This window comes from Paenibacillus sp. HWE-109, from assembly GCF_022163125.1.
In the GTDB taxonomy this organism is placed as follows: domain Bacteria; phylum Bacillota; class Bacilli; order Paenibacillales; family NBRC-103111; genus Paenibacillus_E.
Window position 1 is genome coordinate 391,745 of record NZ_CP091881.1, and the last position, 25,412, is coordinate 417,156.

19 protein-coding genes and 1 other annotated feature are annotated in these 25,412 nt (G+C 48.4%); of the genes, 16 read left to right on the forward strand and 3 right to left on the reverse strand.

What is annotated here, in order from left to right; translation table 11 throughout:
• Nucleotides 1-23 precede the first annotated feature (23 nt).
• From hemC to hemG, 6 genes are all read left to right on the forward strand, one after another.
• Entirely contained in the window at nucleotides 24-971 is a 948-nt protein-coding gene (gene hemC, locus LOZ80_RS01765; RefSeq protein ID WP_238169818.1) for a hydroxymethylbilane synthase, read from the forward strand.
• Between the two features lie 5 nt (nucleotides 972-976).
• Complete coding sequence (gene cobA, locus LOZ80_RS01770; RefSeq protein ID WP_238169819.1) at nucleotides 977-2,506, forward strand: uroporphyrinogen-III C-methyltransferase; 1,530 nt, start codon at nucleotides 977-979, stop codon at nucleotides 2,504-2,506.
• 16 nt (nucleotides 2,507-2,522) lie between these two features.
• A complete protein-coding gene (gene hemB, locus LOZ80_RS01775; protein WP_238169820.1) occupies nucleotides 2,523-3,518 on the forward strand; it encodes a porphobilinogen synthase in 996 nt (331 codons plus the stop codon).
• Between the two features lie 209 nt (nucleotides 3,519-3,727).
• Nucleotides 3,728-4,792, forward strand: a complete 1,065-nt coding sequence (gene hemE / locus LOZ80_RS01780) for a uroporphyrinogen decarboxylase (RefSeq protein ID WP_238169821.1) — start codon at nucleotides 3,728-3,730, stop codon at nucleotides 4,790-4,792.
• A 1-nt stretch (nucleotide 4,793) separates the two neighbouring features.
• The gene (hemH, locus tag LOZ80_RS01785; protein WP_238169822.1) at nucleotides 4,794-5,741 is read left to right on the forward strand and encodes a ferrochelatase; all 948 of its coding nucleotides are present in this window, start codon (nucleotides 4,794-4,796) and stop codon (nucleotides 5,739-5,741) included.
• Nucleotides 5,738-7,165 (forward strand): protoporphyrinogen oxidase, encoded by a 1,428-nt coding sequence (hemG, locus tag LOZ80_RS01790; RefSeq protein WP_238169823.1) that lies wholly within the window; start codon nucleotides 5,738-5,740, stop codon nucleotides 7,163-7,165. Before hemH ends, hemG begins: the two co-directional genes overlap by 4 nt.
• On the opposite strand, the gene LOZ80_RS01795 is transcribed toward hemG, so the two are convergent.
• Nucleotides 7,152-7,811: a Crp/Fnr family transcriptional regulator gene (locus LOZ80_RS01795; RefSeq protein WP_238169824.1), complete on the reverse strand. Its 660-nt coding sequence runs from the start codon at nucleotides 7,809-7,811 to the stop codon at nucleotides 7,152-7,154. The two genes, hemG and LOZ80_RS01795, sit on opposite strands and share 14 nt — an antisense overlap.
• A 71-nt stretch (nucleotides 7,812-7,882) precedes the next feature.
• Between LOZ80_RS01795 and hemL the strand changes: the two genes are divergently transcribed.
• Together hemL and LOZ80_RS01805 are read left to right on the forward strand one after the other, a co-directional pair.
• Nucleotides 7,883-9,181, forward strand: a complete 1,299-nt coding sequence (gene hemL / locus LOZ80_RS01800; RefSeq protein ID WP_238169825.1) for a glutamate-1-semialdehyde 2,1-aminomutase — start codon at nucleotides 7,883-7,885, stop codon at nucleotides 9,179-9,181.
• Between the two features lie 541 nt (nucleotides 9,182-9,722).
• Nucleotides 9,723-11,459 (forward strand): methyl-accepting chemotaxis protein, encoded by a 1,737-nt coding sequence (locus LOZ80_RS01805; RefSeq protein WP_238169826.1) that lies wholly within the window; start codon nucleotides 9,723-9,725, stop codon nucleotides 11,457-11,459.
• Between the two features lie 81 nt (nucleotides 11,460-11,540).
• On the opposite strand, the gene LOZ80_RS01810 is transcribed toward LOZ80_RS01805, so the two are convergent.
• The gene (locus tag LOZ80_RS01810; protein WP_238169827.1) at nucleotides 11,541-13,022 is read right to left on the reverse strand and encodes a phosphodiester glycosidase family protein; all 1,482 of its coding nucleotides are present in this window, start codon (nucleotides 13,020-13,022) and stop codon (nucleotides 11,541-11,543) included.
• A 270-nt stretch (nucleotides 13,023-13,292) separates the two neighbouring features.
• Between LOZ80_RS01810 and LOZ80_RS01815 the strand changes: the two genes are divergently transcribed.
• From LOZ80_RS01815 to LOZ80_RS01840, 6 genes are all read left to right on the forward strand, one after another.
• Nucleotides 13,293-14,180, forward strand: a complete 888-nt coding sequence (locus tag LOZ80_RS01815) for an RluA family pseudouridine synthase (RefSeq protein ID WP_238169828.1) — start codon at nucleotides 13,293-13,295, stop codon at nucleotides 14,178-14,180.
• A gap of 117 nt (nucleotides 14,181-14,297) precedes the next feature.
• Nucleotides 14,298-15,407 carry a LysM peptidoglycan-binding domain-containing protein gene (locus tag LOZ80_RS01820; RefSeq protein ID WP_238169829.1) on the forward strand — a complete coding sequence of 370 codons (1,110 nt, stop codon included), beginning with the start codon at nucleotides 14,298-14,300 and terminating at the stop codon, nucleotides 15,405-15,407.
• Between the two features lie 179 nt (nucleotides 15,408-15,586).
• Nucleotides 15,587-15,844, forward strand: a binding site (T-box leader).
• 96 nt (nucleotides 15,845-15,940) lie between these two features.
• Nucleotides 15,941-18,613, forward strand: a complete 2,673-nt coding sequence (locus tag LOZ80_RS01825; protein ID WP_283214733.1) for a valine--tRNA ligase — start codon at nucleotides 15,941-15,943, stop codon at nucleotides 18,611-18,613.
• Between the two features lie 70 nt (nucleotides 18,614-18,683).
• A complete protein-coding gene (locus tag LOZ80_RS01830; protein ID WP_238169830.1) occupies nucleotides 18,684-20,060 on the forward strand; it encodes a bifunctional folylpolyglutamate synthase/dihydrofolate synthase in 1,377 nt (458 codons plus the stop codon).
• Between the two features lie 7 nt (nucleotides 20,061-20,067).
• A complete protein-coding gene (gene murC / locus LOZ80_RS01835; protein WP_238169831.1) occupies nucleotides 20,068-21,456 on the forward strand; it encodes a UDP-N-acetylmuramate--L-alanine ligase in 1,389 nt (462 codons plus the stop codon).
• 159 nt (nucleotides 21,457-21,615) lie between these two features.
• Entirely contained in the window at nucleotides 21,616-22,965 is a 1,350-nt protein-coding gene (locus tag LOZ80_RS01840) for an SPOR domain-containing protein (protein ID WP_238169832.1), read from the forward strand.
• 48 nt (nucleotides 22,966-23,013) lie between these two features.
• Here the strand turns inward: LOZ80_RS01840 and LOZ80_RS01845 are convergent, their stop codons facing one another.
• Complete coding sequence (locus tag LOZ80_RS01845; RefSeq protein WP_238169833.1) at nucleotides 23,014-24,264, reverse strand: N-acetylmuramoyl-L-alanine amidase; 1,251 nt, start codon at nucleotides 24,262-24,264, stop codon at nucleotides 23,014-23,016.
• A 145-nt stretch (nucleotides 24,265-24,409) separates the two neighbouring features.
• Here LOZ80_RS01845 and LOZ80_RS01850 point away from each other — a divergent pair, with 145 nt between their 5' ends.
• Both LOZ80_RS01850 and LOZ80_RS01855 read left to right on the forward strand, forming a co-directional pair.
• Entirely contained in the window at nucleotides 24,410-24,652 is a 243-nt protein-coding gene (locus LOZ80_RS01850) for a DUF4321 domain-containing protein (RefSeq protein WP_189013437.1), read from the forward strand.
• 53 nt (nucleotides 24,653-24,705) lie between these two features.
• The gene (locus LOZ80_RS01855) at nucleotides 24,706-25,314 is read left to right on the forward strand and encodes a Maf family protein (protein WP_238169834.1); all 609 of its coding nucleotides are present in this window, start codon (nucleotides 24,706-24,708) and stop codon (nucleotides 25,312-25,314) included.
• The last annotated feature ends 98 nt before the right edge of the window (nucleotides 25,315-25,412 follow it).

Genomic DNA, 25,412 nt, shown 5'->3' on the forward strand with positions numbered 1-25,412 from the left:
AGAGTAGAGGGAGGCGCATCGAGATGAAAACCATTATTGTAGGAACACGGCAAAGTGCTCTGGCTTTAACCCAGACAGGACAAGTTGTGGAACTTTTGAAACAGTTGGCTGCCGAGCACGGCATTGCCTGTCAATTCGAAATTAAGAAAATCGTGACCAAAGGTGACCGTATTCTGGATGTAACATTGTCGAAAGTTGGCGGCAAAGGGCTGTTCGTCAAGGAAATCGAACAGGCGCTTACAGATGGCGATATTGACATGGCCGTCCACAGCATGAAAGATATGCCCTTCGAACTCCCCGAAGGGCTAGTGGTCGGAGCGATTCCCAAGCGTGAAGATGCGCGCGATGCGCTCATCACGCGCGGCTATCGCTCCTTGGACGAGCTGCCGCAAGGCGCGCTCGTTGGAACAAGCTCGCTGCGCCGCGCCAGCCAGCTGCAGAACTACCGCCCGGACCTGAGAATCGAGTCGGTCCGCGGCAATATCGATTCGAGGCTGCGCAAGCTCGAAGAAGAGAACTTCGATGCGATCATGCTGGCCGCTGCCGGTTTGCACCGGATCGGCTGGCAGGATCGCATCAGCGCGTACTTGCCGCCCGAGGTCTGCCTCCCTGCCGTAGGGCAGGGGGCGCTGTGCATCGAGTGCCGGGGCGGCGACGCCTTCATGCTGGACCTGCTGGGCAGATTCCAGCATGAGCCTACTGCGCTCGCGGTGCGAGCGGAGCGGGCATTCCTGGGCAGACTCAATGGAGGCTGCCAGGTGCCGCTCGGCGCCTACGCGAGCGTCAGCGAAGACAGCAGCGGGGAAGCTGGGCCGCTGCTCACCCTCACAGGCATGGTCGGAACGCCAGACGGCGTAACCATGCTGAAGGAATCGGCTTCCGGGCGTGATCCGGAAGCGCTGGGACTCCTTGTCGCCGATCAGCTGATTGCACAAGGGGCAGAACGAATCCTTGCTGAGGTAAGGGAGTGAGCCATGTGGGCAAAGGCAGAGTTTATCTCGTTGGTGCAGGTCCGGGAGATCCCAAGCTGATTTCGGTTCGTGGTATGGAGGCTATTCAGAAAGCGGATGTCATCGTGTACGACAGGCTGGCGAATCCTCGTTTACTCAAGCATCGCAGACCGGAAGCAGAGCTGATCTTTGTTGGCAAGCTGCCGGATAAACATATTCTAAAGCAAGAAGAAATCAATCAATTGCTCGTGGATCTCGCGCTGCAAGGGAAGATCGTCACCCGTCTCAAAGGCGGCGATCCCAGTGTTTTCGGTCGGGTCGGGGAAGAAGCTGAATTGCTGGCCGATCATGATGTGACTTTTGATATCATTCCGGGCATTACCTCTTCCATTGCGGTACCGGCCTATGCGGGTATTCCTGTGACACACCGGGATTTTACTTCCTCCTTTGCGATTATTACTGGGCATGAATATCCGAACAAAACCTACTCCAGCTTGGACTGGGAGCATCTTGCCAAAGCGATTGGCACCATGGTTTTCTTGATGGGGGTAGCTAATCTCGAACAGATATGCCGGGAATTGATTCGCTGCGGCAAGCCAGCGGACATGCCGGTTGCGCTTGTCCGCTGGGGAACCTGGGCAGATCAAGCGACGATCACTGGAACACTCGGGGATATTACGGAGAAAGTCAGAGCAGCTGATTTCAAATCGCCGGCGGTTATTATTGTCGGTGAGGTCGTTAAACTGCGGGAGAAGCTGGCTTGGGTCGAGAAGAAACCGCTGTTCGGACGCCGCATACTCGTTACTAGAGCAAGAAGCCAAGCAAGCGAACTCGTCGATTTAATTGATGATTTAGGCGGAGAAGCTGTCGAGTTTCCTGTTATTCGCTTGCAGCCGCCAAGCCGTCCTGAGGCGTTGGCGGCTCTGGATCAGGCTTTGGATGAACTTCAGCAATTCGACTGGATCGTATTGACGAGCGTAAATGGTGTTGAATTCTTCTTTCAACGATTGCGTGAGAAAAGAATAGATGTACGTAAAATGGGGAATGCTCGCATAGCAGCAGTCGGTCCTAAGACCGCAGAAGCGCTGGCAGAGCGAGGCATTCTTGCTGATGTACTTCCAGCCAGATATCATGGAGAAGGCATCTTAGAGGCGATTCAAGCTGATTTGAAGGCAGGGCAGAAAGTTCTGCTCCCAACGGCGGATCTCGCTCGCGACTATTTACCGGTTAAGCTGAGAGAACTGGGTCTTGAAGTCGCTGAAGTCGATGTCTATGAGAATGTACTTACGACAGATGATGGCGATGAAATTATTCATCTTTTGCAAAATCAAAGCATTCATATCATAACTTTTACAAGTTCATCTACCGTAACTAATTTAATTGAGGCTCTGCGCAAGTTAGGCGTAGAAGACCCTTTATCTTTGCTGCAAGGTGTTGAAATCGCCTGTATCGGTCCCAAAACGGCAGAAACGGTCAGTCAATTCGGACTACCGATCACCTATTTGGCCGAAGAGGCAACCGTTGCGTCACTCGTTCGAAGTCTATCAGGTCAATAAGGAGGCGGAATTCCTCATGAGTTTTCCCACAGTTCGCAACCGCCGTTTGCGCGGTAATGCTGCTATTCGTAATTTGGTTCGTGAAAATCAAGTCACCGTTCATGATGTTGTACAGCCTATTTTTGTTACCCACGGTACGAATGTCAAATCAGAAATTGCTTCCATGCCTGGTGTGTATCATTTCTCCTTGGACCGTGTGAAGGAAGAAATTGACGAAATTACGCAGTTAGGCATCCAAGCGATCCTGTTGTTCGGAGTTCCGGATTACAAAGATCCAACAGGGACATCAGCTTATATGGATGATGGCATTGTCCAGCAAGCCACGCGTTTTATCAAAGAATTGAACCCGAATCTGTTGATTATCGCGGACACGTGCCTTTGCCAGTTTACGGACACAGGCCATTGCGGCGTGATTCATCATCACCCGGTTACAGGGGCTGCTGATGTAGCTAATGATCCTTCTCTGGAATTGCTGGTTCGCACGGCGGTCTCGCAAGCCAAAGCAGGAGCGGATATCATTGCGCCATCGAACATGATGGACGGGTATGTCCATGCGATTCGCTCAGGGCTGGATGAAGCGGGCTTCGAGAATACGCCGATTATGGCTTATTCCGTTAAATACGCTTCGGCCTACTACGGTCCGTTCCGTGATGCCGCGCATTCGACTCCGCAATTCGGTGATCGCAAAACGTATCAAATGGATCCGGCCAATGGCCGGGAAGCGCTGCGTGAAGCGGAAAGCGATGTAAGCGAAGGGGCTGACTTCCTGATGGTGAAGCCTGCGCTTGCTTACATGGACATTATTCGCATGTTGAAAGACAACTTTGATTTACCTGTCGTTGCCTACAACGTAAGTGCCGAATACGCCATGGTGAAGGCCGCTGCAAGTCAAGGCTGGATTAACGAAGAAGCCATCGTAATGGAAACCATGTTAAGCTTCAAGCGTGCGGGCGCTGACATTATCCTGACGTATTTTGCCAAAGATATCGCTCGTTATCTCAAGAATAGCTAGTTAAGATCCGAACCATTCACCCTAGAAGGTATCTGCGCGCAGTTTCTTTAAGAAATTGACAAGCCTGCCGTTTCTAGACGTGAATGGTTCTTTTGCAGGTTTCTATTGTCATACTTTTGTCGCAAAACGCAAGCTTACTTGAGTTGTGACAGGGGTATAATTAGGGCATAATGAATGAGAATAGATGGAAACAAAGAGGAAGGTGCCTCATGAGCTACAACGACAACTTTATTAAAGCCTGCCGCCAGGAGCAGGTGGATACACTGCCTGTTTGGTATATGCGCCAAGCTGGACGGTATGACCCGGATTATCGCAAAATCAAAGAAAAGTATTCACTCCTCGAAATATGCCAGCAACCGGAACTCGCTGCAGAAGTTACGATGATGCCTATCAAGAAGCTAGGTGTAGATGCGGCAATTTTATATTCAGACATTATGAATCCCGTCGCTTCGCTTGGGGTTGACTTTGATATTGTCAAAGATGTGGGCCCTGTCATTCATACACCGATTCGGACAGCACAGGATGTTGCCAATCTGCGTCCCATTGATGTAGAGAAAGATTTATCGCACATCATTCAAACCATTCGCATTTTGGACAAGGAACTTGAGGTTCCTTTGATTTCCTTTGCAGGAGCGCCATTCACGATTGCAAGCTACCTGATTGAAGGCAGGCCGTCCAAAAGCTATATTCGCACGAAGCAGCTTATGTACTCCGAACCAACCGTTTGGTTCCTACTTATGGATAAGCTCGGCGACATGGTTATTACCTATTTGCGCGCTCATATTGCCGCAGGTGCCAAAGCTGTTCAGGTATTTGACAGTTGGGTCGGCGCGCTTTCACCTGCTGATTTCCAGGTGTATGTGCTGCCAACGATGATGCGGATTTTCCAAGAGCTCTCGAATCTCCAAGAGCCTAAGATTTATTTCCCAGGCGTAAGCTCCGGTGAGCTGCTGCCTTATCTGAGAGGTATTCAAGCGGATGTAATTGGCCTGGATTGGCGTGTGCCGATTTCGGTAGGCCGCGAGCGGGTCGGTGAGCGTTATGCCGTGCAAGGTAATTTGGATCCTTATATTCTAACAGCGCCCATGTCTGTTATTGAGAAACAGGCGAAAGCCATCATCGATGAGGGCATCCAGAAGCCAGGCTACATTTTCAATCTTGGTCATGGTTTATTCCCGGAAGCATCGCTGGAGAAGTTGAAAGAGCTGACAACGTTCATTCATACCTATTCCCATTCGGTATTAACTAAGCAAGCAGAAAAGAGTGGTGTTTAAGATGACGAAACGTCGCATTGGTGTCTTAGTCATGTCTTATGGTACGCCGGAAAGTTTGGATCAAGTTGAAGCTTACTATACGCATATCAGGCGCGGACATCCGCCAACGCCTGAGCAGCTGCACGAGTTAACAGCGCGCTATGAAGCGATTGTCGGAGGGTTCTTCCCTCTGCGTGAAAATACGAATAAACAAGTCAAAGGACTTGAGGAAACATTGCGCCAAGAGCATCCTGAAGTGGAGTTCGTCTGCTATCAGGGCCTCAAGCATGCACAACCGTATGTAGAGGACGGTGTGGAACAAATGGTTAAGGATGGCCTTACAGAAGCTGTAGGCGTTGTGCTGGCACCTCACTATTCAACTATGAGTGTTGGCGGTTATGTAAAGAGAGCGAAGGATAAAGCGGATGCGCTTGGCCTTAAGATCGATTTTGTTCTGGACTATCATCTTCATCCTAAGCTCTTGGATGCGCTCAGCCTGCGAGTAGACAAAGCTTTGGAGAAGTTCTCTGGTGTGGAGCGGAGTGATGTTCGTGTTATTTTCACGGCACATAGTTTGCCGGAGAAAATTCTCGAGTTGAAAGATCCGTACCCCGATCAATTGTTGGCTACCTCCAAAGTCATCGCAGAACGGGTGGGCTTGACGAATTGGCAGTTTGGTTGGCAGAGTGCCGGACAAACGGCGATGCCATGGCTTGGCCCTGATATTTTGGATGTTTTGCGAACGATTAACACCGAAGAAGGCGTGAAGAACGTCTTGCTTTGTCCAATTGGATTTGTGTCTGATCACCTTGAAGTTCTTTACGATATTGATATTGAAGCGCAGGCTCTTGCCAACGAGTTGGGGCTCCATCTGGAGCGGACGGAATCGCTGAATACGGACCCCTTGTATATGGAAACCTTGAGCGATGTTGTTTACCAGCAATGGGCTAAGGCTGCGATATCATCATGAGTACCCAGACTCCTCACTACATGATTGTTGGCGGGGGTATCACGGGGTTAAGCGCTGCTTATTATTTGAAGAAAAGATTGGAGTCGGAAGGGAAATCCTTTCGACTTTCCATCGTTGAGAAATCCCCCTTATTTGGCGGGAAAATTCACACATTAGAACGGGACGGTTTCGTTATTGAAAAAGGACCGGACTCTTTTCTAGCGCGCAAGCGTCCTATTATTGATTTGGCTTACGATTTGGGGTTGGAAAATGAGCTTACCGGTACGAATCCGGCGGCCAAAAAGACTTACATTGTTCGTCAGGGGAAGCTGCATCGTATGCCGCCAGGTCTCGTATTAGGGATTCCCACCCAAATGACGCCATTTATGAAGACGGGTCTCATTTCTCCTTGGGGAAAAGTTAGAGCTGCTATGGATCTAATGAAGCCCAAACGTGAGGCAGTGACGGATGAGTCGCTTGGACACTTCCTAGAACGCCGCCTGGGTAAAGAAGTGCTAGAGCGCATCGTAGAGCCTCTGCTTGCTGGCATTTATGCCGGAGATACGTTTAAGCTTAGCCTTAAAGCAACATTTCCCCAATTCGGGATGATGGAGCAAAAACACCGCAGTTTGATTCTCGGGATGATGGCAAACCGCAAAAATGTCAGTGAAGAGAGTGCTCATTTGCCTGCACATGTGCGGAATTCGGTTTTTGTGACGTTCAAAAAAGGGCTGCAGACACTTGTCTCAGGGCTGCTTGAGGCTTTGCAAGCCGTAGATTTACGCAGTGGTGAAGGAGTTGCAGGGATTAAGAAAGCAGGCCGACAAACGGAGATTACCTTCGAAGATGGGCATAGCGAAATTGTGGATGGCCTTATTCTGACAACACCCACCTATCAGTCTGCGCGGATGTTGGCGCATGTACCTGCAGCAAGCGTACTTCAAAAAATCGATTATATTTCCGTGGCGAATGTGATTATGGCTTTTGATCGGAAGGATATTCCGTTTGAACTGGATGCATCGGGCTTTCTGGTGCCTAGAAGCGAGGGATTGACGATTACCGCTTGCACGCTGACCTCCGTTAAGTGGCTTCATACAGCCCCGGAGGGCAAAGTGCTGCTGCGTTGTTATATCGGGCGTTCCGGTGAGCAGGAGTGGCCAAACTTGTCGGATGACGAACTCATTAGCAAGGCGCGCGAGGATATTCGGAAACTGCTTGGTCTAGAAGCAAAGCCGCTCTTCACGGAAGTCACACGTCTGATGCATTCAATGCCGCAATATCCTGTAGGCCATCTGGAGCAGCTTGCACAGTTCCGTGATGCGCTTGCCGTATCCCTGCCAGGCGTATTCGTCACAGGGGCTGGATTCCATGGTGTAGGTTTGCCGGACTGTATTCGGCAAGGGAAGGAAGCAGCATGGCAGCTGGCTGATCTTAACGAAGCTTGACCAAATCCAATTTGAAGTCCGAAGGCGAGATGGTCAAGATTTGCTTCTCTTCCAAATCCCGAATGACCTGCATGAGCGTTGTTTTCTGTACGCCGGCTAGTTGAGAAATTTCGTCAAAGTTCAAAACCAGCTTAATTGTAATGATATTTCCGCTGCGCAAGCCGTGCTTGTTAGCCATTGTGATCAAACTCTTGATTACGCGTGTTCTGGCGTCCAGGAAGGTCAAGTCAAACACATGTTGATTCGTATCGCGCAGACGGTTGCTAAGTTCTTGCATAATGCCTATCGTAATGTCAAAATGGTTGCGTAGCAGTTCAAGAAAGTTCGGTCCGGTTAAGGTAAGCAGCACACAATCCTCTAAGGTTTGGGCTGATGCTGAGCGAGGTTTGCCATCTATCAAGGAAAGCTCGCCAAAACTTTCGCCTGCTTTGCAGATGGATAATATTTTTTCTTCGCCAGTGATGCTGGTTGTGTAAATTTTGACAGAGCCGCTGAGGACCATGTAAAAGACAGAACCGCTTTCTTTTTCGGCAAAAAGAATGGTATTCCCTTTGTAGGAACGTCTGGTGCAAATTTGGGCAAGCGCGTTCAATTGATCTGGATTCAACTGAGAAAATAAAGGGACTTTTTTGATGAATTCCAACATAGAAGGTACCGCCTTTTTTGGAATGATTTCAACTCATTTTATCATAGAAAGCTTAACGGGGGTATGAAATTATGGAAAATTCGAGCAGAATCGACACGCGCTCATCCGCGGCCTTTCAAGAAGCCAAGAAGCTGATTCCTGGTGGTGTGAACAGTCCCGTTCGTGCGTTCAAATCAGTTGGATTGACGCCAATGTTTATGGATAAAGGGGCAGGCTCAAGAGTAACGGACATCGATGGCAACACATTCATTGACTATGTGGGCTCATGGGGGCCACTCATCGTTGGGCATTCTCATCCTTTCGTGCTGGAGGCTATCAAAGCTACTGCCGAGAAGGGGACGAGCTTCGGTGCGCCTACGCTGCTGGAAACTGAAATGGCCAAGCTGGTTATTGAGCGGGTCCCATCTATCGAGATGGTGCGGATGGTCAACTCGGGAACCGAAGCGACAATGAGTGCTTTGCGGTTAGCCCGCGGTTACACCAAACGTGATAAAATCGTCAAGTTCGAAGGCAGCTATCATGGTCATGCGGACGCCTTGCTGATTAAAGCGGGATCAGGTGTTGCGACTTTGGGATTGCCCGATAGTCCAGGTGTGCCGGCTAGTGTAGCCTCCAATACAATTACGGTGCCTTACAATGATTTGGCATCAGTGAACCTGGTTTTTGAAAAGTTTGGTGAAGAAATCGCAGCTTTAATTGTTGAACCGATTGCCGGTAATATGGGAGTTGTGCCTCCGGCACCCGGTTTCTTGGAAGGTTTGCGTGCGGTTACGAAGCAGTATGGTTCGCTCTTGATCTTCGATGAAGTGATGACAGGCTTCCGCGTCCATAAGCATTGCGCACAGGGCTTATATGGGGTTACACCGGATTTAACCTGCCTCGGTAAGGTGATCGGAGGAGGTCTTCCAGTCGGCGCTTACGGCGGCAAGCTGGAGATCATGGAGCATATGGCACCTGCAGGGCCGATCTATCAAGCGGGTACCTTATCCGGCAACCCTCTGGCCATGGCGGCTGGCATCGCGACGCTTTCTCTACTTGGTGAAGCCAATGTGTATGAGGAGTTGGAACGTAAATCAGCCAAGCTGGAAGCCGGGTTCATTCGGAATGCATCAGAGCTTGGCGTGGCAAGCACGATAAACCGGGTCGGATCGATGATTTGCCCGTTCTTTACGGAGCAGAAAGTAACGAACTATGACACAGCAAAAACATCGGATTTAGCGAAGTTCAATGCTTATTTTGGTCATTTGCTGGATCTCGGTGTGTCGGTGGCGCCTTCCCAATTCGAAGGGATGTTCGTATCTACTGTTCATACGGATGAGGACATAGACGCAACGATCGCAGCGCATCGTGAAGCGTTGAAACGATTATAGGTTATTGTTAAAGGACTTGGCGGTTAATAACCGTCAGGTCCTTTTTTTAGAGATTTGGCGTGATCCAGGAGTTTCTGCAGCCGGCTCGCGCGGAGATATGGGAACTTCAGGCCGCTATTCTAGCAAAAGGTGTCCTGATAGCGTGGTTGAGGGAACTACAGGGCGCTATTGTAGCTGAAATGTCAATATAGCGAGGGTAAGGGAACTAGAGTGCGCTATTTTGAAGTTTGATGAGAAATTTGGCTCTTTTGGTGGAAATAAGGTCCTGTAGTTCCGCTACTGTCCTAACAACCCTGCCATTTGCCTAAATAGCGTACTACAGTTCCCCTTCATGGGATGTCCTTAGTAGTAAGACATAAGCAAGGCAGGATGCTGGGGCTTCTCATTCGGCAAGTTCACTGAATTGCCAAAAGATATCTAATTTTAGCTGTGAAAGGGTCGGAAAAATTTGTAATTGTAGTTCTATAGGATTACTCTTAAGGGGGATATATACCTACAGTTATTTCCCTAAATGAGTATTTTGTCGAAAGGTGTGAGGACCGTGTTTAGGCTTACAATCCGTAAAAAGCTGTTATACGTATCCATCCTATTACTAGTTGTACCTATCATTACGTTGGGAATTGTCACTTATCAAGTGACAGACGACTCTAATCGAGCACTCATCGAAAGTGGATTGAAGAATAATGTGAGAATGGTAGGCGAAATGCTAGATTCACTGGATAGAGACGTACAGAAAGGTACCATCAGCAAAGAACAAGCGCAGGACAAACTTCGCCTTATTTTGCTTGGAGAGAAGAAGTCAGACAACACAAGGTCGATCAATAAGAAAATTGATCTGGGGGAGAATGGCTATTTCTTTGTTCTTGATGAAAAAGGTAATTTGCTTGCGCATCCGCTGCTTGAGGGCCAAAATATTTGGGATAAGCAAACATCGGATGGCACGTTTTACATACGGGATATGATCAAAACTGCGCAATCAGGGGGCGGCTTTACCTACTACGATTGGCCGCTGCCGAATTCAACGAAAGAAGCTAGCAAAGTAGCTTACAGCGAGCAGTTTCCTTCATGGGGTTGGGTTGTATCCGCGGGCTCTTATGTCCAGGACTATAATGCTGGCCAACGACATATCTTGTCAGCTATGCTGTTAACGTTAGGCATTTGTTTGGTTATTGGGACAACGTTATTAACTTTGTTTGCGCTACATATCTCCAGACCTATTACACGAGTCGCAAATCAGGCGAAGCTTATGGCTAGTGGTGATTTGACTGGCGAAGAAGTCAAGGTTTCCAACCGCGATGAAACTGGCTTGCTGGCCGATTCGTTTAATTCCTTGCTAAGCAGTTTGAGAGAGCTTGCAGGGAATCAATTGCTAAGCGCCAATGCGTTGGCTTCTTCTTCAGGGACATTATCAACAGTCATTACAGACACAGTCCAATCGGTTCATCAAACCTCAGAAGCTATTACTGAAGTTGCTGCCAATAATGAAACGCAGGCTGCCAGTATCGGGGAGACGTCCAGAGCCATGGAAGAAATGACGACTGGCATTCAACGGATTGCCGTTACATCCAGCCAAGCTTTTGAAGCTTCACTTGGCACGCTGAAGGAAGCAGAGAACGGCAGCCAATTAATTACGCAATCCGGATCGCAAATGACAGCGGTAAGTGATACGGTAGGCGACCTGAGCGCGGTCGTTAAACAGCTTGGCGATCGTTCGCAGCAAATTGGCCATATCGCAGAAGTGATTAGGGAAATATCAGCGCAGACGAATCTGCTAGCCCTTAATGCATCAATTGAAGCCGCACGCGCTGGTGAACAAGGGAAAGGGTTTGCGGTTGTCGCTAGTGAAATAAGGAAACTAGCTGAGCGGTCTAACGATTCTGCCGGCCAGGTAGCCGAGTTAATAGAAACGATACAGAACGACATCGATTATGCGGTTGCTTCTATGCTCAAAGGTGAGCATGAAGTTGAATCTGGTGTTGCTTCAATCAAGGAGTCAGGTGCTGCGTTTGCACGGATCCTGGAAGCAACTCGCAACGTTGTTGATCAAGTTGAAGAAGCCTCGGCTGCAGCTGAGCAGATGTCTGCAAGCTCGCAAGAAATTGCCGCTGCGCTTCAAGAAATGGAGAAGCTGTCATCCAATACCGCGGGAGCTTCACAGACCGTGTCGGCGGCTACGGAAGAGCAATTGGCATCCATTGAAGAAATTTCAAAATCCGCAAACAGGCTGAGTGAGATGTCGGATAATATGAATCGGTTGGTTAAGAAATTTAAAATATAACAGGTCACAGGTCGAAAAAAATAGGCAGCCCTCAAGGTATCAACCTTGTGGTGCTGCCTATTTTACATTCAAACTATGTAATCAATTAGTTTGTTTTGTCGCTGGTGATGGTGTAGGTGCCGGCGCTACGGAATTGCCATTATTCGCTGGAAGAGCAGGTGTTGCACTTGGTGTTGGCGTCTCGCTTGGCTTTACGGTGTTGGAAGCTCCAGAAGTGGAGCCTCCTGTTCCCGTAGTACCGCCATTCGTATTCGGAGTTGGGGTAGGTGTAGGGTTAACCGATGTCGTAGGCGAAGTTTCTGGCTTCGCAGAAGAAGTTGGTTTGCCTGTTGTCCCATTTCCCGTTGCTTCTGAATTTGGTGTTGCGCCGTTCTTGCCAGCTTCACTGCTGGATTCCGGTTTATGTGTTGCCGTAGGTGTTGATGTTGTTGATGCTGAAGGTTTTGGTGTTGCTTTTGGTGGATTGTTTTTCTTCTCCTGCTGTTCTTTCAAGAAATCAGGATGGTCATAGGCACCACCCGGATCAATCGTCTTAAGACCTTCCCAAACATTCTTGACCTTTACTTCATCCGGATGATCGAAAACCAAGAAAGCAGAAGGCAGACGACGCTCGCCGTAACGGCTGGATGGCTTCGTAATCAATTCATCGTTGTAAACCATTTCGGAGGAAGCTCCTCCGTCCAGGAAGCCGGCATTAATAACGCCGTCCTCTAAGAAAATATCTTGGACTTCTTTCAGGGTTGCCCCCACACTGCTCGTTTGTCGGCCGTCGATCACGATGAAGATGACCGTTCCATCGGCTTTTTGACCTACAGCTGTACGAGGAGCACGGCCCCAGCCTCCGTCGCCGCTAGTAATAAGCGGTTTGCCGTTGGCAATAACGCGAGGATAGAAGGAAACGGCATCTGAAACACCAAGTCTCAGGAGCTCATTAATCGTATATTTCCCAATGATGAGCGTGCCTTCTTTGGTGAAACCGACAATTTGCTGCGCAATGCTGCCTTCTTGGTCGGTATACAGAATTTCGCCGCCGGACATAATAACACCAATTGGCGCAAATCCGTTTCCAAGTCCGTCAGGATCATTGAATCCACCGCCGTTAACGCCAGCAACAGCTCCTGTACGCTGAACCATCGCCGTAATTCGCTCGCCTTCGCCTTGCTTGGCAGGGACGACAACACGAATGGTTCGTGGGTCATACACATACATTTTCTTGCCTTTCCAGAACTGTCCGGATATATCTTCTACTTTCACTAGACTTTCTAGGGGACGATTCTTGTTAAATTGAACCGCATGCAAATCCTGTTTCTCAACAGAGTTAACTTCGGTTAAATTTTGCATTTCAAGCACCATTTGATCTCTTCGCTGAGCACCTACGAAAATCCATGCCCAATCCCGATGCTGTGTCGTAATGACCGTTTTGGCCAAGTACTCACGAATAAATTCGCCAGGCGGCGTAAGAAATAAAAAGCTTGAACTGAGAAATGTGCAAACTGCTATGACGAGAAAAATACGTTTAAGCCAACTATAATTGCGAAAATGCTCTACGATTGAACTACCCAAAGATGTTCCTCTCCTGCTCTATTATTCTATTTTGATGTGTTAATGTCGAAAAAAATCAATACAAGACTTATATTATCATATTTTCGCATGCAATTGTTATTGGTAATTGTTAAAATAAAGTGTACATAATCCCTATTCCTGTAAGGAGTTTTTGAAACGAATGAAGCGATATTACTTTTTTGATTTTCCGATAGATTTAATGGCGGTTGTTTTTGTGTTCTTAATTCTCTTAGTCGTTATCTTTTTTGCCTTTCGCAAAGGAATGCGTTCATGATGGCAGGCACGCGCAGCGGCGAGTGGTTAGAGCTTCCATTGCCTAATGCGCAATGGAAGCCATTGAAACCTGGCGCTATAGAAGAACTGACCCAATTGCTGCCCGTCCCGCGCAAGTTTTTTCTGCGTTTGGCTTCGCAAGGTCTGATTCGCGTTCAGGACGATAGGATTCGAATTCAACTATTTCCCAAAGAGCAGCCCGCTTTCAAACCTGAGGCGCATGATCTTGAGATCCTCTATGAGGATGATTTCTGCCTCGTTGTGAATAAACCGGCTGGTATGTCTGTTCATCCCTCTGAGAAGGGACAGGTGGGCACATTAGCTTCTGCTGTAGCTCATCATTATGCTTCTACAGGTCAAGCCTGCGGTGTCAGGCATATTCATCGTCTAGATCAAGATACGACCGGCGCTGTCCTTTATGCCAAAAATGAATGGGCTCATGTCCTGTTGGATGAGGCTATGCGTGAAAAGCGGATTGATCGCCGTTATGTAGCAATCGCTGAAGGTGTATTTGGCTCGAAACAGGGAACGATTGATGAACCCATCGGCAAGGATCGCCATCTGGCAGGCAAGCGCAGGGTGGCATCAGGCGGGGATCAGGCTGTCACCCACTACCGGGTGCTTCAGCAAATGAAGAGAGCTGCTCTGGTAGAGCTAGAGCTGGAAACGGGCCGAACGCATCAAATTCGTGTTCATCTCAGTTATCTGGGTCATCCGCTTGTCGGGGATACGTTGTATGGCGGTTCATCGCGATTATTTCACAGGCAGGCACTCCATGGAGAACGGTTGTTATTTGAGCATCCGATTAGCCGCAAACAGCTCGAAGTGCATGCGGCATTGCCGCAAGATATGAAACTGCTCTTGAGTAAAGTCTCAAACCCATAAAAATGTAGTCATGCCTGGCCCTTCCTATCCATATACTTTTAGAGACAAACAAGTATATGGCCAAACAATCCGAATGCTGATAAGCTGCCGGGTTTGATGGAAGGGAGGATTCATTCGGTGTCTGAACAACAACCAGGTTTACGATTTGATATCTATGAGCGGGTTCATTTGCAGGAGGATTTGGCGGGGATTCAAGAATTAAACGATGTTGAATTGCTTCCTCATATTCAAGTACTTACGTTGGATGATCAGGCCATCCTCAAGGGGAATTTACTTCTCACAGGCAATTACAATGGTGAGGATGGAGGAACGCCTCGTTCTCTCGAGCACTTGATTCCAGTCGAAATCACATTGCCGCTGAACCGTATCCATCGTGTAGAAGATATTCAGGTTGAGATTGAGAACTTTGATATCGATCTGTTGTCCGCGCGTAGCTTGAATGTGACTGGAGTTCTTTCCCTCCAAGGGATCGAAATTGTTTCTGTTCCACAGGAGAGCTGGCGTGAGGATGAAGAGGTTACTTTCGTGCACGAAGTTGGCATACCGCGGTACGAGCCGCCTGCTCCCGTGCAGCCAGCCCCTGCAGAGCCTGCACCTGTACCTATGCCCGTGCAGAACGCCCAAGAGCCGCAGCCAGCTCCGGCGCAGACCTACCAAGAGCCGCCCGCTATGCAGCCTGTTCCTGAATTTAAAGATTTAGGGCCGATAGCGGAAGCACCAACTGCGAATCCGGCAGCTCCTTTCGTACAGGAAGAGATGCCGCAAGATGATGATACTGAGGGCACGATGGTCATTGACATTGAACAAACAGAATTGAAGGTGACTCCCCATCCTGAAAACACGGTTGTTACGGAAGAGAAGAAGGATCTTAAAGTCGCATTTGGCAAGAAAGCCAATGAGGCGACTGACCTCAATCCCTACGGCATCAAATCGCTACTATCCAAGGCGGGCTCCTATCTCACTGATAAAAGGAAAGCGGAGGAAGCGGCGGAGGCTGCGCTTGCTGAGGAGTCGCGGGCAGATCCGGTAGAATGGCGTCGCCTGTTCCTCTCCAGCAGCACGAATTCCCAGGAATTCAGAAAGCTCAAGCTGTGTATTGTTCAAAAGGAAGATACGCTCGAGTCGATTGCTAAGCGCTATGAGCTTAATCCGCGGGAGCTTCAACTTTTGAATCGTTTGAACGATCAGGATATTTCCATTGGTCAAGTTATTTATCTACCTCGGTAAGTAACAAGATACATAGGCAAGAGCCTCTGGCTGCTTTTCGCGGCTGGGGGCTCTTTTGGCATGCTGTAACATCTTGCAAAAAAGAAGCATATTTTATGGATAATCGGTAATACTGGAATGATATATTGACTCTGTTTCAAATGTTGGTTATCATATGATGTAAACCATTTTGAGTAATAATGGAAACGTTGATAGGGAGTAGTAGGCGGTAAGCCCTTCAGAGAGTGGAACTGGTAGCGCTGAAAGGTTCCATAGGAAGCAACCGAACGAAGTCGCCCTGGAGTTGTAAATGTGACAGCAGCATCCGTATATTCGGAATTGTTGAAATAGCATTTGCCGGCCGCAGCCGTTATCTGTTTGAGAGCCACGCGCTTCCTTTGTTGAAGCTGCGCGGAATGAAGGTGGTACCACGGAAGCGCAAGCCTTTCGTCCTTTGCGGGCGGAGGGCTTTTTTTGTTTGAATTTAGCTGGTTACGATGAATTGCAGGCTCACGAAGCCTATAAACAGAGATCCTAGTAATGGAGGTAGTCCGATGACTGAAGCTAACGAAACCAAAGAGCAATTACAAATGCCAACAACGTATGATCCGAAAGAAGCTGAACGCAAGTGGTATGATTACTGGATTAAGAATGAGTTTTTCAAAGCGGGCAACCGTCCGGATGCCGAAACGTATACAATTGTCATTCCGCCTCCGAATGTTACCGGTATGCTGCATATCGGGCATGCGCTTGATTTCACTTTGCAGGATATTCTGGTGCGTACCAAGAGGATGCAAGGATTCGACACGCTATGGCTGCCGGGTTCTGACCATGCGGGTATTGCGACGCAAACAAAAGTGGAACAGAAGCTTCGTGAAGATGGCCAGACGCGTTATGATCTAGGCCGCGAGAAATTCCTGGAGAAAGTATGGGAATGGAAAGAACTGTACGCCAATACGATTCGTGAGCAGTGGGCTAAAATGGGCTTCTCGCTCGATTATTCCAGGGAACGGTTTACGCTGGATGAGGGACTTTCCCAAGCGGTACGCGAAGTCTTCGTAAGCTTGTATGAGAAAGGGCTAATCTATCGCGGCAATTATATTATTAACTGGGATCCAGCTGCACGCACAGCCTTGTCTGATATTGAAGTAGAGTACAAAGAGGTGCAAGGCGCCCTCTATCATCTTTCTTATAAAACTGCTGACGGAACTGATTCTATCGTCGTGGCAACGACAAGACCGGAAACCATGCTCGGAGATACCGCTGTTGCTGTACATCCCAAAGATGAGCGCTATCAGCATCTTATCGGTAAAACCCTGCTGCTGCCGATTGTAAATCGCGAGATTCCAATCATTGCCGATGAGTATGTAGAGAAAGAATTCGGAAGCGGTGCGGTTAAAATTACGCCTGCGCATGATCCGAACGATTTCGAAGTAGGCAAACGTCATGATCTCCCGCAAATTCTCGTCATGGATGAAACCGGCACGATGAATGCCAATGCAGGCCCTTACCAAGGGCAAGATCGCTTTGAATGCCGCAAGCAAATCATTGCTGATCTGAAGGAGCAAGGCGTTCTTATCAAAATTGAAGAACACGTTCATCAAGTTGGTCACAGTGAGCGCAGCGGCGCGGTTATCGAGCCGTATCTATCGACACAATGGTTTGTGAAGATGCAGCCGCTTGCCGAGAAAGCCATTGATGCACAGAAATCAGGCAATGGCGTTAATTTTGTTCCCGATCGCTTCGAGAAAATTTATTTGAATTGGATCGAAAACGTACGTGATTGGTGTATCTCCCGTCAGTTATGGTGGGGACACCGCATCCCAGCTTGGCACTGTGCGGACTGTGGTCAAATCACAGTAACTCGTGAAGATGCGACCTCGTGCTCGCATTGCCAAAGCACCAACCTGAACCAAGATAACGATGTGTTGGATACGTGGTTTAGCTCGGCTTTGTGGCCGTTCTCAACGCTCGGTTGGCCCAATGAAGAAGCTGAGGATTTGAAACGCTTCTATCCGACAAATGTGCTCGTAACCGGCTATGATATCATCTATTTCTGGGTATCCCGGATGATCTTCACAGGGTTGGAATTCACCAAGCAAATTCCGTTTAAAGATGTTTTGATGCATGGTCTTGTACGTGATTCGGAAGGCCGCAAAATGTCCAAATCTCTAGGCAACGGCGTTGATCCTTTGGAAGTTATCGAGAAGTATGGCGCTGATGCGATGCGCTATATGATTTCGACCAGCAGCACGCCGGGTCAAGATCTTCGTTTCCGTTGGGAACGTGTGGAACAGGCGCGGAATTTTGCCAATAAGATCTGGAATGCCTCCCGGTTTGCCTTGATGAACCTGGAAGGTGTAAGCGCAGCGGATATCGATCTGTCAGGGAAACTGGGAACAGCGGACCGTTGGATATTGCACCGTCTGAATGAAACTGTTCGTGATGTTACCCGTCTCATTGACAGTTATGAGTTCGGTGAAACGGGCCGACTTCTGTATAACTTTATCTGGGACGATCTCTGCGATTGGTATATTGAATTCAGCAAGCTGAGTTTATACGGGGCTGATCCGGCAGCTAAGAAACAAACGCAATCCGTACTGGCCTATGTACTTGACCAAACACAGCGGTTGATTCATCCGTTCATGCCGTTTATTTCAGAAGAGATTTGGCAGCATTTGCCTCACGAAGGCGAGACGATTACATTGGCTTCATGGCCAGTGGAGCAGGCTGCATTCGAGTCGCCTGACGCTGTTCGAGAGATGGAGCTTCTGATGGACGCGATTCGTTCTGTTCGCAACATTCGCGCTGAAGTGAATGTGCCGATGAGCAAGAAGGTTGAGCTTCTCGTGAAACCGGCGAACAGTGAATCCCTGCGCATCCTTCGCAGCAATGAAGAGTACTTGAAGCGTTTCTGCAACACGTCACTGCTGCAAATCGATGCCGAGATGCCTGCGCCTGAGAAAGCTATGACGGCTATCCTTACAGGGGCTGAACTATTCTTGCCGTTAGCAGGTCTTATTGATATTGCGCAAGAGCTTGCTCGCTTGGATAAGGAGCTTCAATCCTTGCATGGTGAAGTAGAGCGTATTGAGAAGAAGCTGGGCAATGAAGGCTTCGTAGCGAAAGCGCCTGCCAAGGTTATTGAAGAAGAGAAAGCGAAACTAGCTGACTATGCGGATAAGCGTGATAAAGTAATTGTACGATTAGCGGAATTAAAAGGATAAAACTGGTAAAATACGCAATTGCCTAGTTACAGAGACAAGTTGATTCATATAGTAAATGAGGATGAGATCAATGAATGATATAAAAGATAACCGTTCGGCTGAATTTCAAACAGCGCAAGAAGCAATTGCCTGGATTGTCGGCCGAATGGAGAAACTTGGCATCAAACCAGGACTTCAACGCATGCAGCTACTCATGGAGAAGCTCGGACATCCCGAGCGCAGGTTGAAGTTCATCCATGTGGCTGGAACGAATGGGAAGGGCTCCACTTGCGCCTATTTATCATCAGTACTCCAGGCTTGCGGGTATGATGTGGGTACCTTTACTTCTCCTTATTTGGAGAAATATACGAACCGTATGCAAGTCAATGGGGTCGACATCGAGGACGAAGTGCTGCTTCGTCTGGTTAATCAGATGAAGCCCATTGTCGATGAAATTGCGGAGACGGAGCTGGGTGCGCCGTCCATGTTCGAAATTTCCACAGCGTTAGCGATTCTGTTCTTTGGCAAAGTCGCCTATCCAGATTATGTGGTATGGGAAACAGGCTTAGGGGGAAGGCTGGATAGCACGAATATCGTCAATCCCGTTGTGACCGTTATTACGAATGTCGGCCATGACCACATGGATATTCTAGGTGACACACTGGAATTGGTAGCTGCTGAGAAAGCAGGTATCATTAAAGCAGGCGTGCCAGTCATCACTGCCGTTAGCCTGGACCAAGGCTGGCATGTCATCGAACAGACGGCGAAGGCGAAGAAAGCGACGCTTTACTCGCTGGGACAGCAATTCAACTATGCCAATACGACAAGTAAATTGGATCAACAAACCTTTGATTTCAGCGGACCTTTCCGCAGTATCGAAGGTGTGCCAATCACGCTGAATGGGGAACACCAGCTGACGAATGCCGCAGTGGCGGTTATGACGCTGGAAGTACTTCGTCAATACTATGCCTGCATCGTGGATGATGAGGATTTGTTCAAAGGCCTCAAGGAAACGCGTTGGCCGGGACGCCTTGAGATGATATCGCAAGAGCCGCGCATTTTACTTGATGGCGCGCACAATCCCGAAGGAGCCGAGACACTGGCTGCAGCGCTTCAAAGTGTTTATTCGTATCGAAAGCTGCATCTGATGATGGGAATGCTTTCGACAAAGAATCATACAGGCTACCTCAGGCATATACTACCATTGGTGGATACTCTTATTCTTACGGAACCTGATTTTCATAAAAAAGGTGATGCTTCCAAGCTTGCCGAGCTTGCCAGCGAACTGCTCCGGGAAATGAATCGAACGGTGGAGATCGTGGTGGAGCGCGATTGGAAGCGAGCATTAGAAGTCCTAACAAGCAGAACTGAGCAGGATGATCTGGCGGTCGTATCCGGCACGCTGTATTTAATTTCTGATGTTCGTTCTTGGATTACCTATCAAACCGATTCTGAAAAAGGATGGTGAGAACGGCGTGAGTCAAGCAGAACACGTACATTTTATTGGCATCGGCGGATACGGCATGAGTGCTATTGCCAAAGTCATGCTTGAAATGGGATACCGAATTTCCGGTTCCGATCTAGCACAGCAAGAACTAACAGAAAAGCTAATCGCAAAAGGTGCACAAGTGTTTATAGGTCATGAAGCCGGCAATGTATCCGGCGCTGATCTGGTTGTTTATTCAACAGCCCTATCCAAGGATAATGTGGAGATGCAGGCAGCGGAGGAATTGAATATTCCCGTCATTCATCGCTCACAGATGCTGGCCAGACTGATGAACGAACGCAAAGGGATTGCTATTGCAGGCGCTCATGGCAAAACAACGACTTCTTCGATGATTGCTTTGGTCATGGAGATTTGCGGACTAGACCCAACGTATATCATTGGCGGAGAGATCATGAATGTCGGCAGCAATGCCAAAGCGGGGAAAGGCGAATTCGTTGTAGCTGAAGCGGATGAGAGCGATGGCACGTTCCTGCAATATCATCCAACCCTTGCCTTGGTGAATAATATCGAAGCCGATCATTTGGAAAACTATAATGGTGATTTCGAGAATTTGAAAAAGGCATACAAGCAATTCTTAAGCCAAGTCAGACCGGGCGGTAAGGCGATTGTTTGTCAGGATGATACGTTCTTGCAGGAAATGATTCCAGATATCCAAAGTGAAGTCATCTCGTACGGGATTGATCAGGAGGCTGATTATGTAGCCAAGGACATCACGTTAGGCGATCGTAAGGTTACCTTCACGGTGGACTTCCGTGGCACATCCTTGGGCCAGGTCAGCTTGTCAGTGCCAGGCAAGCATAATGTATACAATGCATTGGCAACCTTAATCACTTGCTTGGAAGCGGGACTGCCTTTCGATAAAATCGCCGATGCCATTCAAGAGTTTCGTGGCGCAAAACGTAGATTCCAAGTGCTCGGCGAAGTTGAAAATATGTTGGTGATCGATGATTATGCGCATCATCCAACAGAAATTCAAGCTACGATATCGGCGGCGAAAGCAACAGGAAAGCGTATCATTGCAGTTTTTCAGCCACAACGGTACACACGAACCTATTATTTGTTTGAACAATTCAGCCGATCATTCGATGAAGCGGATGAAGTGATTATTACAGATATTTACTCACCTGCAGGGGAGCAGCGCATCGAGGGCGTAGATTCCGTCAAACTCGTTGAATTGATCCGTAGCAACAGCAACCCCAATGTGAGACACATTGCAACCAGGGAAGAAGTGCTTGCCGATCTGATCGAGCGTGTACAGCCTGGGGATCTTGTCTTAACAATGGGAGCAGGTGACATTTGGAAAGCGGCGGATGGACTAGCAAAGTCGCTGCGCAAAAAGTACGAAACGAAAGCTTAGGATGAAGATCGCTGTTAGCCAATTTGGCTGGGGCGGTCTTTTTTTGCAGAAAGGAACATAATTCTACTCTCTCAATCATAATCTAGTATCAGAAGATTTGGACAAGACAACGCGGCGCTTCGCCCGTTTCCAAATACATTTTGCGAGGGAGTGAAGAGAATGAATAAAGCCAGAATTACGTATCGTTTCGATCCGAAAGAAGCTGCAGAATCGACCCGCAAAGCTTCACGTGTACCGGATCAAGAGGAGAAAGTGATTCCTCTCTATCAAGAAGAATTTAAAGTTATCCCTGAAGAACCAACATATGTCGTGCCCGATCAGGTGACTCCCTACCAACAGGCGGAGAGGGAGCAAGTCGAGCATTTGTTCGAGCCTCATGCGCTGAATACGTTCACAACGGATTTTGGAAATTGGCACAGCCAAATAGAAACGGAAAGCGATCGAGTGGAACGGATCATTCGCGATTCTCAGGAGGCCAAGGAGCGTCAAGGTGGAAGAGAAGAGCCCATAGATAGATCAGAGCCTAGAATAGAGCGAAATCAGGATGAGTGGTCAAGCTGGACGCCTAAAGGGCCATATGTAGAGCCTGAGACAGGTGCCCGATATGCCAAATCGTCAGGGACGCCGTGGATACGAATTGCGACTTCAGTGGCTGGGGCGGTCGTGACGGGCATCGCCTTTGGTTTTTTCGTACTTTCCATGTTTTCATCTGATCCCAAAAGCGGTGATTCGCCAGCTGTCAAAAATACGGTGGCAGTATCTTCGCCCAAGGCGCAAGCAGTCGTACCTTCGAAAGCGCCGACTGGAGCTACCAAAGTCACTCCCGATCAGGGGACAGCGATTGCCGCAACGGCAAACGCAGGTGTCGTCACCGCGGTACAAATTCCAGCCAAATCCTATACTTTTTTGCAAAATGGGGTGTTTAGCAGCTTGCAAGGAGCCCAAGCCACCCAGGATACACTGAAAAAGAAAGGTTTGGCCTCGGCGCTGGATACCATGGATAAGCTGACGGTTTTCGTTGGTTTTGCCAAAACCAAAGATGACGCGCTCACATTAAGGGGAGAGGTTCAGTCTGCGGATAAATCGATCGAAGTTTATATGAAAAGCTTGGAGATCCCGGCCGCGACAGGGATTCGTTGGGGAGGACAGAAACCGGAAGCAGTTCCCGCGTTTCTAGCAGAAGGGGACAAACTTTTAAATACGATGACAGGTTTGACGCTTGTGCATTTGGCTGAGACGAAGCCAGGAGCTTTGGCGGATGCCTCTGTGCAGACGATTCATGCGTCTCATCAACAGTTGACGACTTTGTCGACGTCGTTGAATGAAGGCTTAGCCGATGACTCCAAAGCTATCGTGCAAAAAATGGTCTCAGCTATGAACAGCGCTGTCCAATCGATGGATGAGTACAAGAAAACGCCTTCCGCGGCGATGCTATGGCAAACCCAGTCGTCGATGATGCAATATATAATTGCGCAGAAGGAACTGCTTAAAAAAATAAGTGTGTCCTAACAGGAAGAGCGTGTCCAAACCTTTAGAGGGTTCGGACACGCTCTTTGTTTATTTGACATAATAACGATCCAACAGGGCGGCCATCTCGGCACGCGTTATCGTTTGATCCGGTTTGAAAGTTGTGTCGGTGATCCCATTGATGATGCCCTTGTTTTTCAAAGCGTAGATAGCTTTGGCACTCCATAAGTCGGAAGGCACATCGTCGAATCTACCGGTTGACGGTAAAGTTGCCTGACTGCTGTTGTTGGATGAAAGCTGCAAGAGGCGATCAAAGAGAAAAGCGACTTCACCTCTTGTAATGGATTGATTGGGACGAATCGTTCCATCCGAATAGCCTTGCAATAGATTCAGCTTCTTAGCTTTGGCAAACACGGCGTTGGCCCAATGAGAAGCAGGCAAATCCTTGTAGTCTTGCTCAGTCACAGATTGGCAGCCGTATACAATCGAGGTGACGGTTCCGTTTCCACCCGGGGCGCAGGTTGATTTCAGGCTGCTGAAGGTGAAGACGCGATCCATCAAGGTGAGAAATTCCGCTCTGGTCAGAGCGCGATCTGGTTCATAACGGTTGGCGATGCCTTCAATAACGCCTTTGTTTTTCATACGCAAGATCGGATCTCTGGCCCAGTGTACTAATGTGTCAGTAAAAAGCGGCGGTGTATAGGCAGCAATCCCACTCGCAATCCCTTTGGCCATTTTGGCACGCACGGCATCAGTGGCGAGTAAAGCGGCATCGCTGGATTGACTCAGAAACGCTGTTTCAACAAGGATGCTGGGGATGGTTCCCATTCTGGCGACATATACGGCGCTTGGCACTAGTCCCAAGTTCTTGGTGCCCGCTGCGGAAACGAGTGAATCCAGAACATGCTGTGCGAGGTCTTTGCTATAGGGTGTTAATTGTTTCATCGTTTCGCTGGCAGGATAATCTTCTTGCGGGTAGGCATTGTCGTAGTAGAGCACCATAGAACCTTTGGTTTTGCCATCGGGATGTGCATTCGCATGAATGGATACGAACAAATCCGCTTGCAGCGTATTCGTGAATTCGACCCGCTGTGCAAGAGACCAATAGGAATCATCCGTTCTTGTCAGTACAACCTCATAGCCTAGTGCTGTCAGCTCGTCTCGTACCTTCTGGGTGATGTCCCAATTGACATCTTTTTCACGGAGTCCATTTACGCCGGATGCACCGGGGTCACTTCCGCCGTGTCCGGCATCCAGCACAACTTTGTAGGCAAAAGCTTGATAGGGAAAGGCGCAAGTTAACAGTAATGTAAACAGAACAAGTCTTTTAAGTAGCGTCATGGTTGAAATACCTCCGGTAACTATCTTACTAGGATCGGTATGGGATGTAAGCAGGTAACAATCACCATACGACCACATTTCTCATGGAAAAAAGGGATGTGTGCAAGTATAATAGGGCTTGTACATAGGAGAGAGGATGTCGGGCATGAAGAAAAACACCTTCACATTAATCGTATTTTTAATCGTCGGTCTCATTGCCGGGATTATCATAGGCCAGTTGCTGGCTCCGGTCCCTGCCCTCGCTTTTTTGACCAAATCAGCGCAAATTACTTGGGAGCCCAAAGCCGATCTGCAAGTTGTGAAATATGAGTTCCATCTATTGGTGAAACTAAACTTATGCAGCATTCTTGGTTTGGTGGGCGCATTCCTCCTGTATCGCAAGGTGTAAAAAGCATTATCCGACATTCGTCCGATATTATAATGAGCTGGGAGTTGTTTCATTTGAACACGAGCACGAACCTTAATCAACGACTAATTCTTGCTTCCTCTTCACCGCGGAGACAAGAACTGATTCAAGCACTTGGACTACCCTATATCATTCGGGTCAGTGACGCAGATGAGACCGTCGAAGGAAAAATTACGCCTGCTGAATTGGTAGAAGTATTATCTGTACGCAAAGCGTCGATGGTCCGCGAAATGCTAGAAGCCGAAGAGAAGCATGGTATTATTATCGGCTCTGATACGGTTGTTGTTTATAAGGATGAAATTCTGGGGAAACCTGTGGACGAGCAGGACGCCTTTCGCATGCTTCAATCGCTGCAAGGCAGCACTCATCAGGTGTACAGCGGTATCGCTTGCATAGATGCTTCTAATGGGAAGCATGTCGTTACGCACAGTGTGACCCATGTGACCATGAAACCGATGTCGGATGCGCAGATTTTGCGTTATATTGCAACAGGCGAACCCAAGGATAAAGCAGGGTCTTATGCCATCCAAGGGATTGGGGCAACGATTGTGCAAGCGATTGAAGGCGATTATTTTACCGTGGTTGGCTTGCCGCTTTCCAAGCTCAGCGACTTGCTTCTCGCCTTTGATATCGAAGTTCTCTAAATGTTCACGGTTGTTCCTCCCGAAAAGGGCCCATCCATTGACTGTGTAATCTGTAACGGTTACAATGACAGTAAGCGACATAACATCGCATTCTACCG

Bases quoted from the DNA above. Each gene is read 5' to 3' on its own strand.
- hemC (WP_238169818.1), top strand. From the start codon at position 24: ATGAAAACCATTATTGTAGGAACACGGCAAAGTGCTCTGGCTTTAACC.
- hemB (WP_238169820.1), top strand. From the start codon at position 2,523: ATGAGTTTTCCCACAGTTCGCAACCGCCGTTTGCGCGGTAATGCTGCT.
- hemE (WP_238169821.1), top strand. From the start codon at position 3,728: ATGAGCTACAACGACAACTTTATTAAAGCCTGCCGCCAGGAGCAGGTG.
- hemH (WP_238169822.1), top strand. From the start codon at position 4,794: ATGACGAAACGTCGCATTGGTGTCTTAGTCATGTCTTATGGTACGCCG.
- hemG (WP_238169823.1), top strand. From the start codon at position 5,738: ATGAGTACCCAGACTCCTCACTACATGATTGTTGGCGGGGGTATCACG.
- LOZ80_RS01795 (WP_238169824.1), bottom strand. From the start codon at position 7,811: ATGTTGGAATTCATCAAAAAAGTCCCTTTATTTTCTCAGTTGAATCCA.
- hemL (WP_238169825.1), top strand. From the start codon at position 7,883: ATGGAAAATTCGAGCAGAATCGACACGCGCTCATCCGCGGCCTTTCAA.
- LOZ80_RS01815 (WP_238169828.1), top strand. From the start codon at position 13,293: ATGATGGCAGGCACGCGCAGCGGCGAGTGGTTAGAGCTTCCATTGCCT.
- LOZ80_RS01825 (WP_283214733.1), top strand. From the start codon at position 15,941: ATGACTGAAGCTAACGAAACCAAAGAGCAATTACAAATGCCAACAACG.
- LOZ80_RS01830 (WP_238169830.1), top strand. From the start codon at position 18,684: ATGAATGATATAAAAGATAACCGTTCGGCTGAATTTCAAACAGCGCAA.
- LOZ80_RS01840 (WP_238169832.1), top strand. From the start codon at position 21,616: ATGAATAAAGCCAGAATTACGTATCGTTTCGATCCGAAAGAAGCTGCA.
- LOZ80_RS01845 (WP_238169833.1), bottom strand. From the start codon at position 24,264: ATGACGCTACTTAAAAGACTTGTTCTGTTTACATTACTGTTAACTTGC.
- LOZ80_RS01850 (WP_189013437.1), top strand. From the start codon at position 24,410: ATGAAGAAAAACACCTTCACATTAATCGTATTTTTAATCGTCGGTCTC.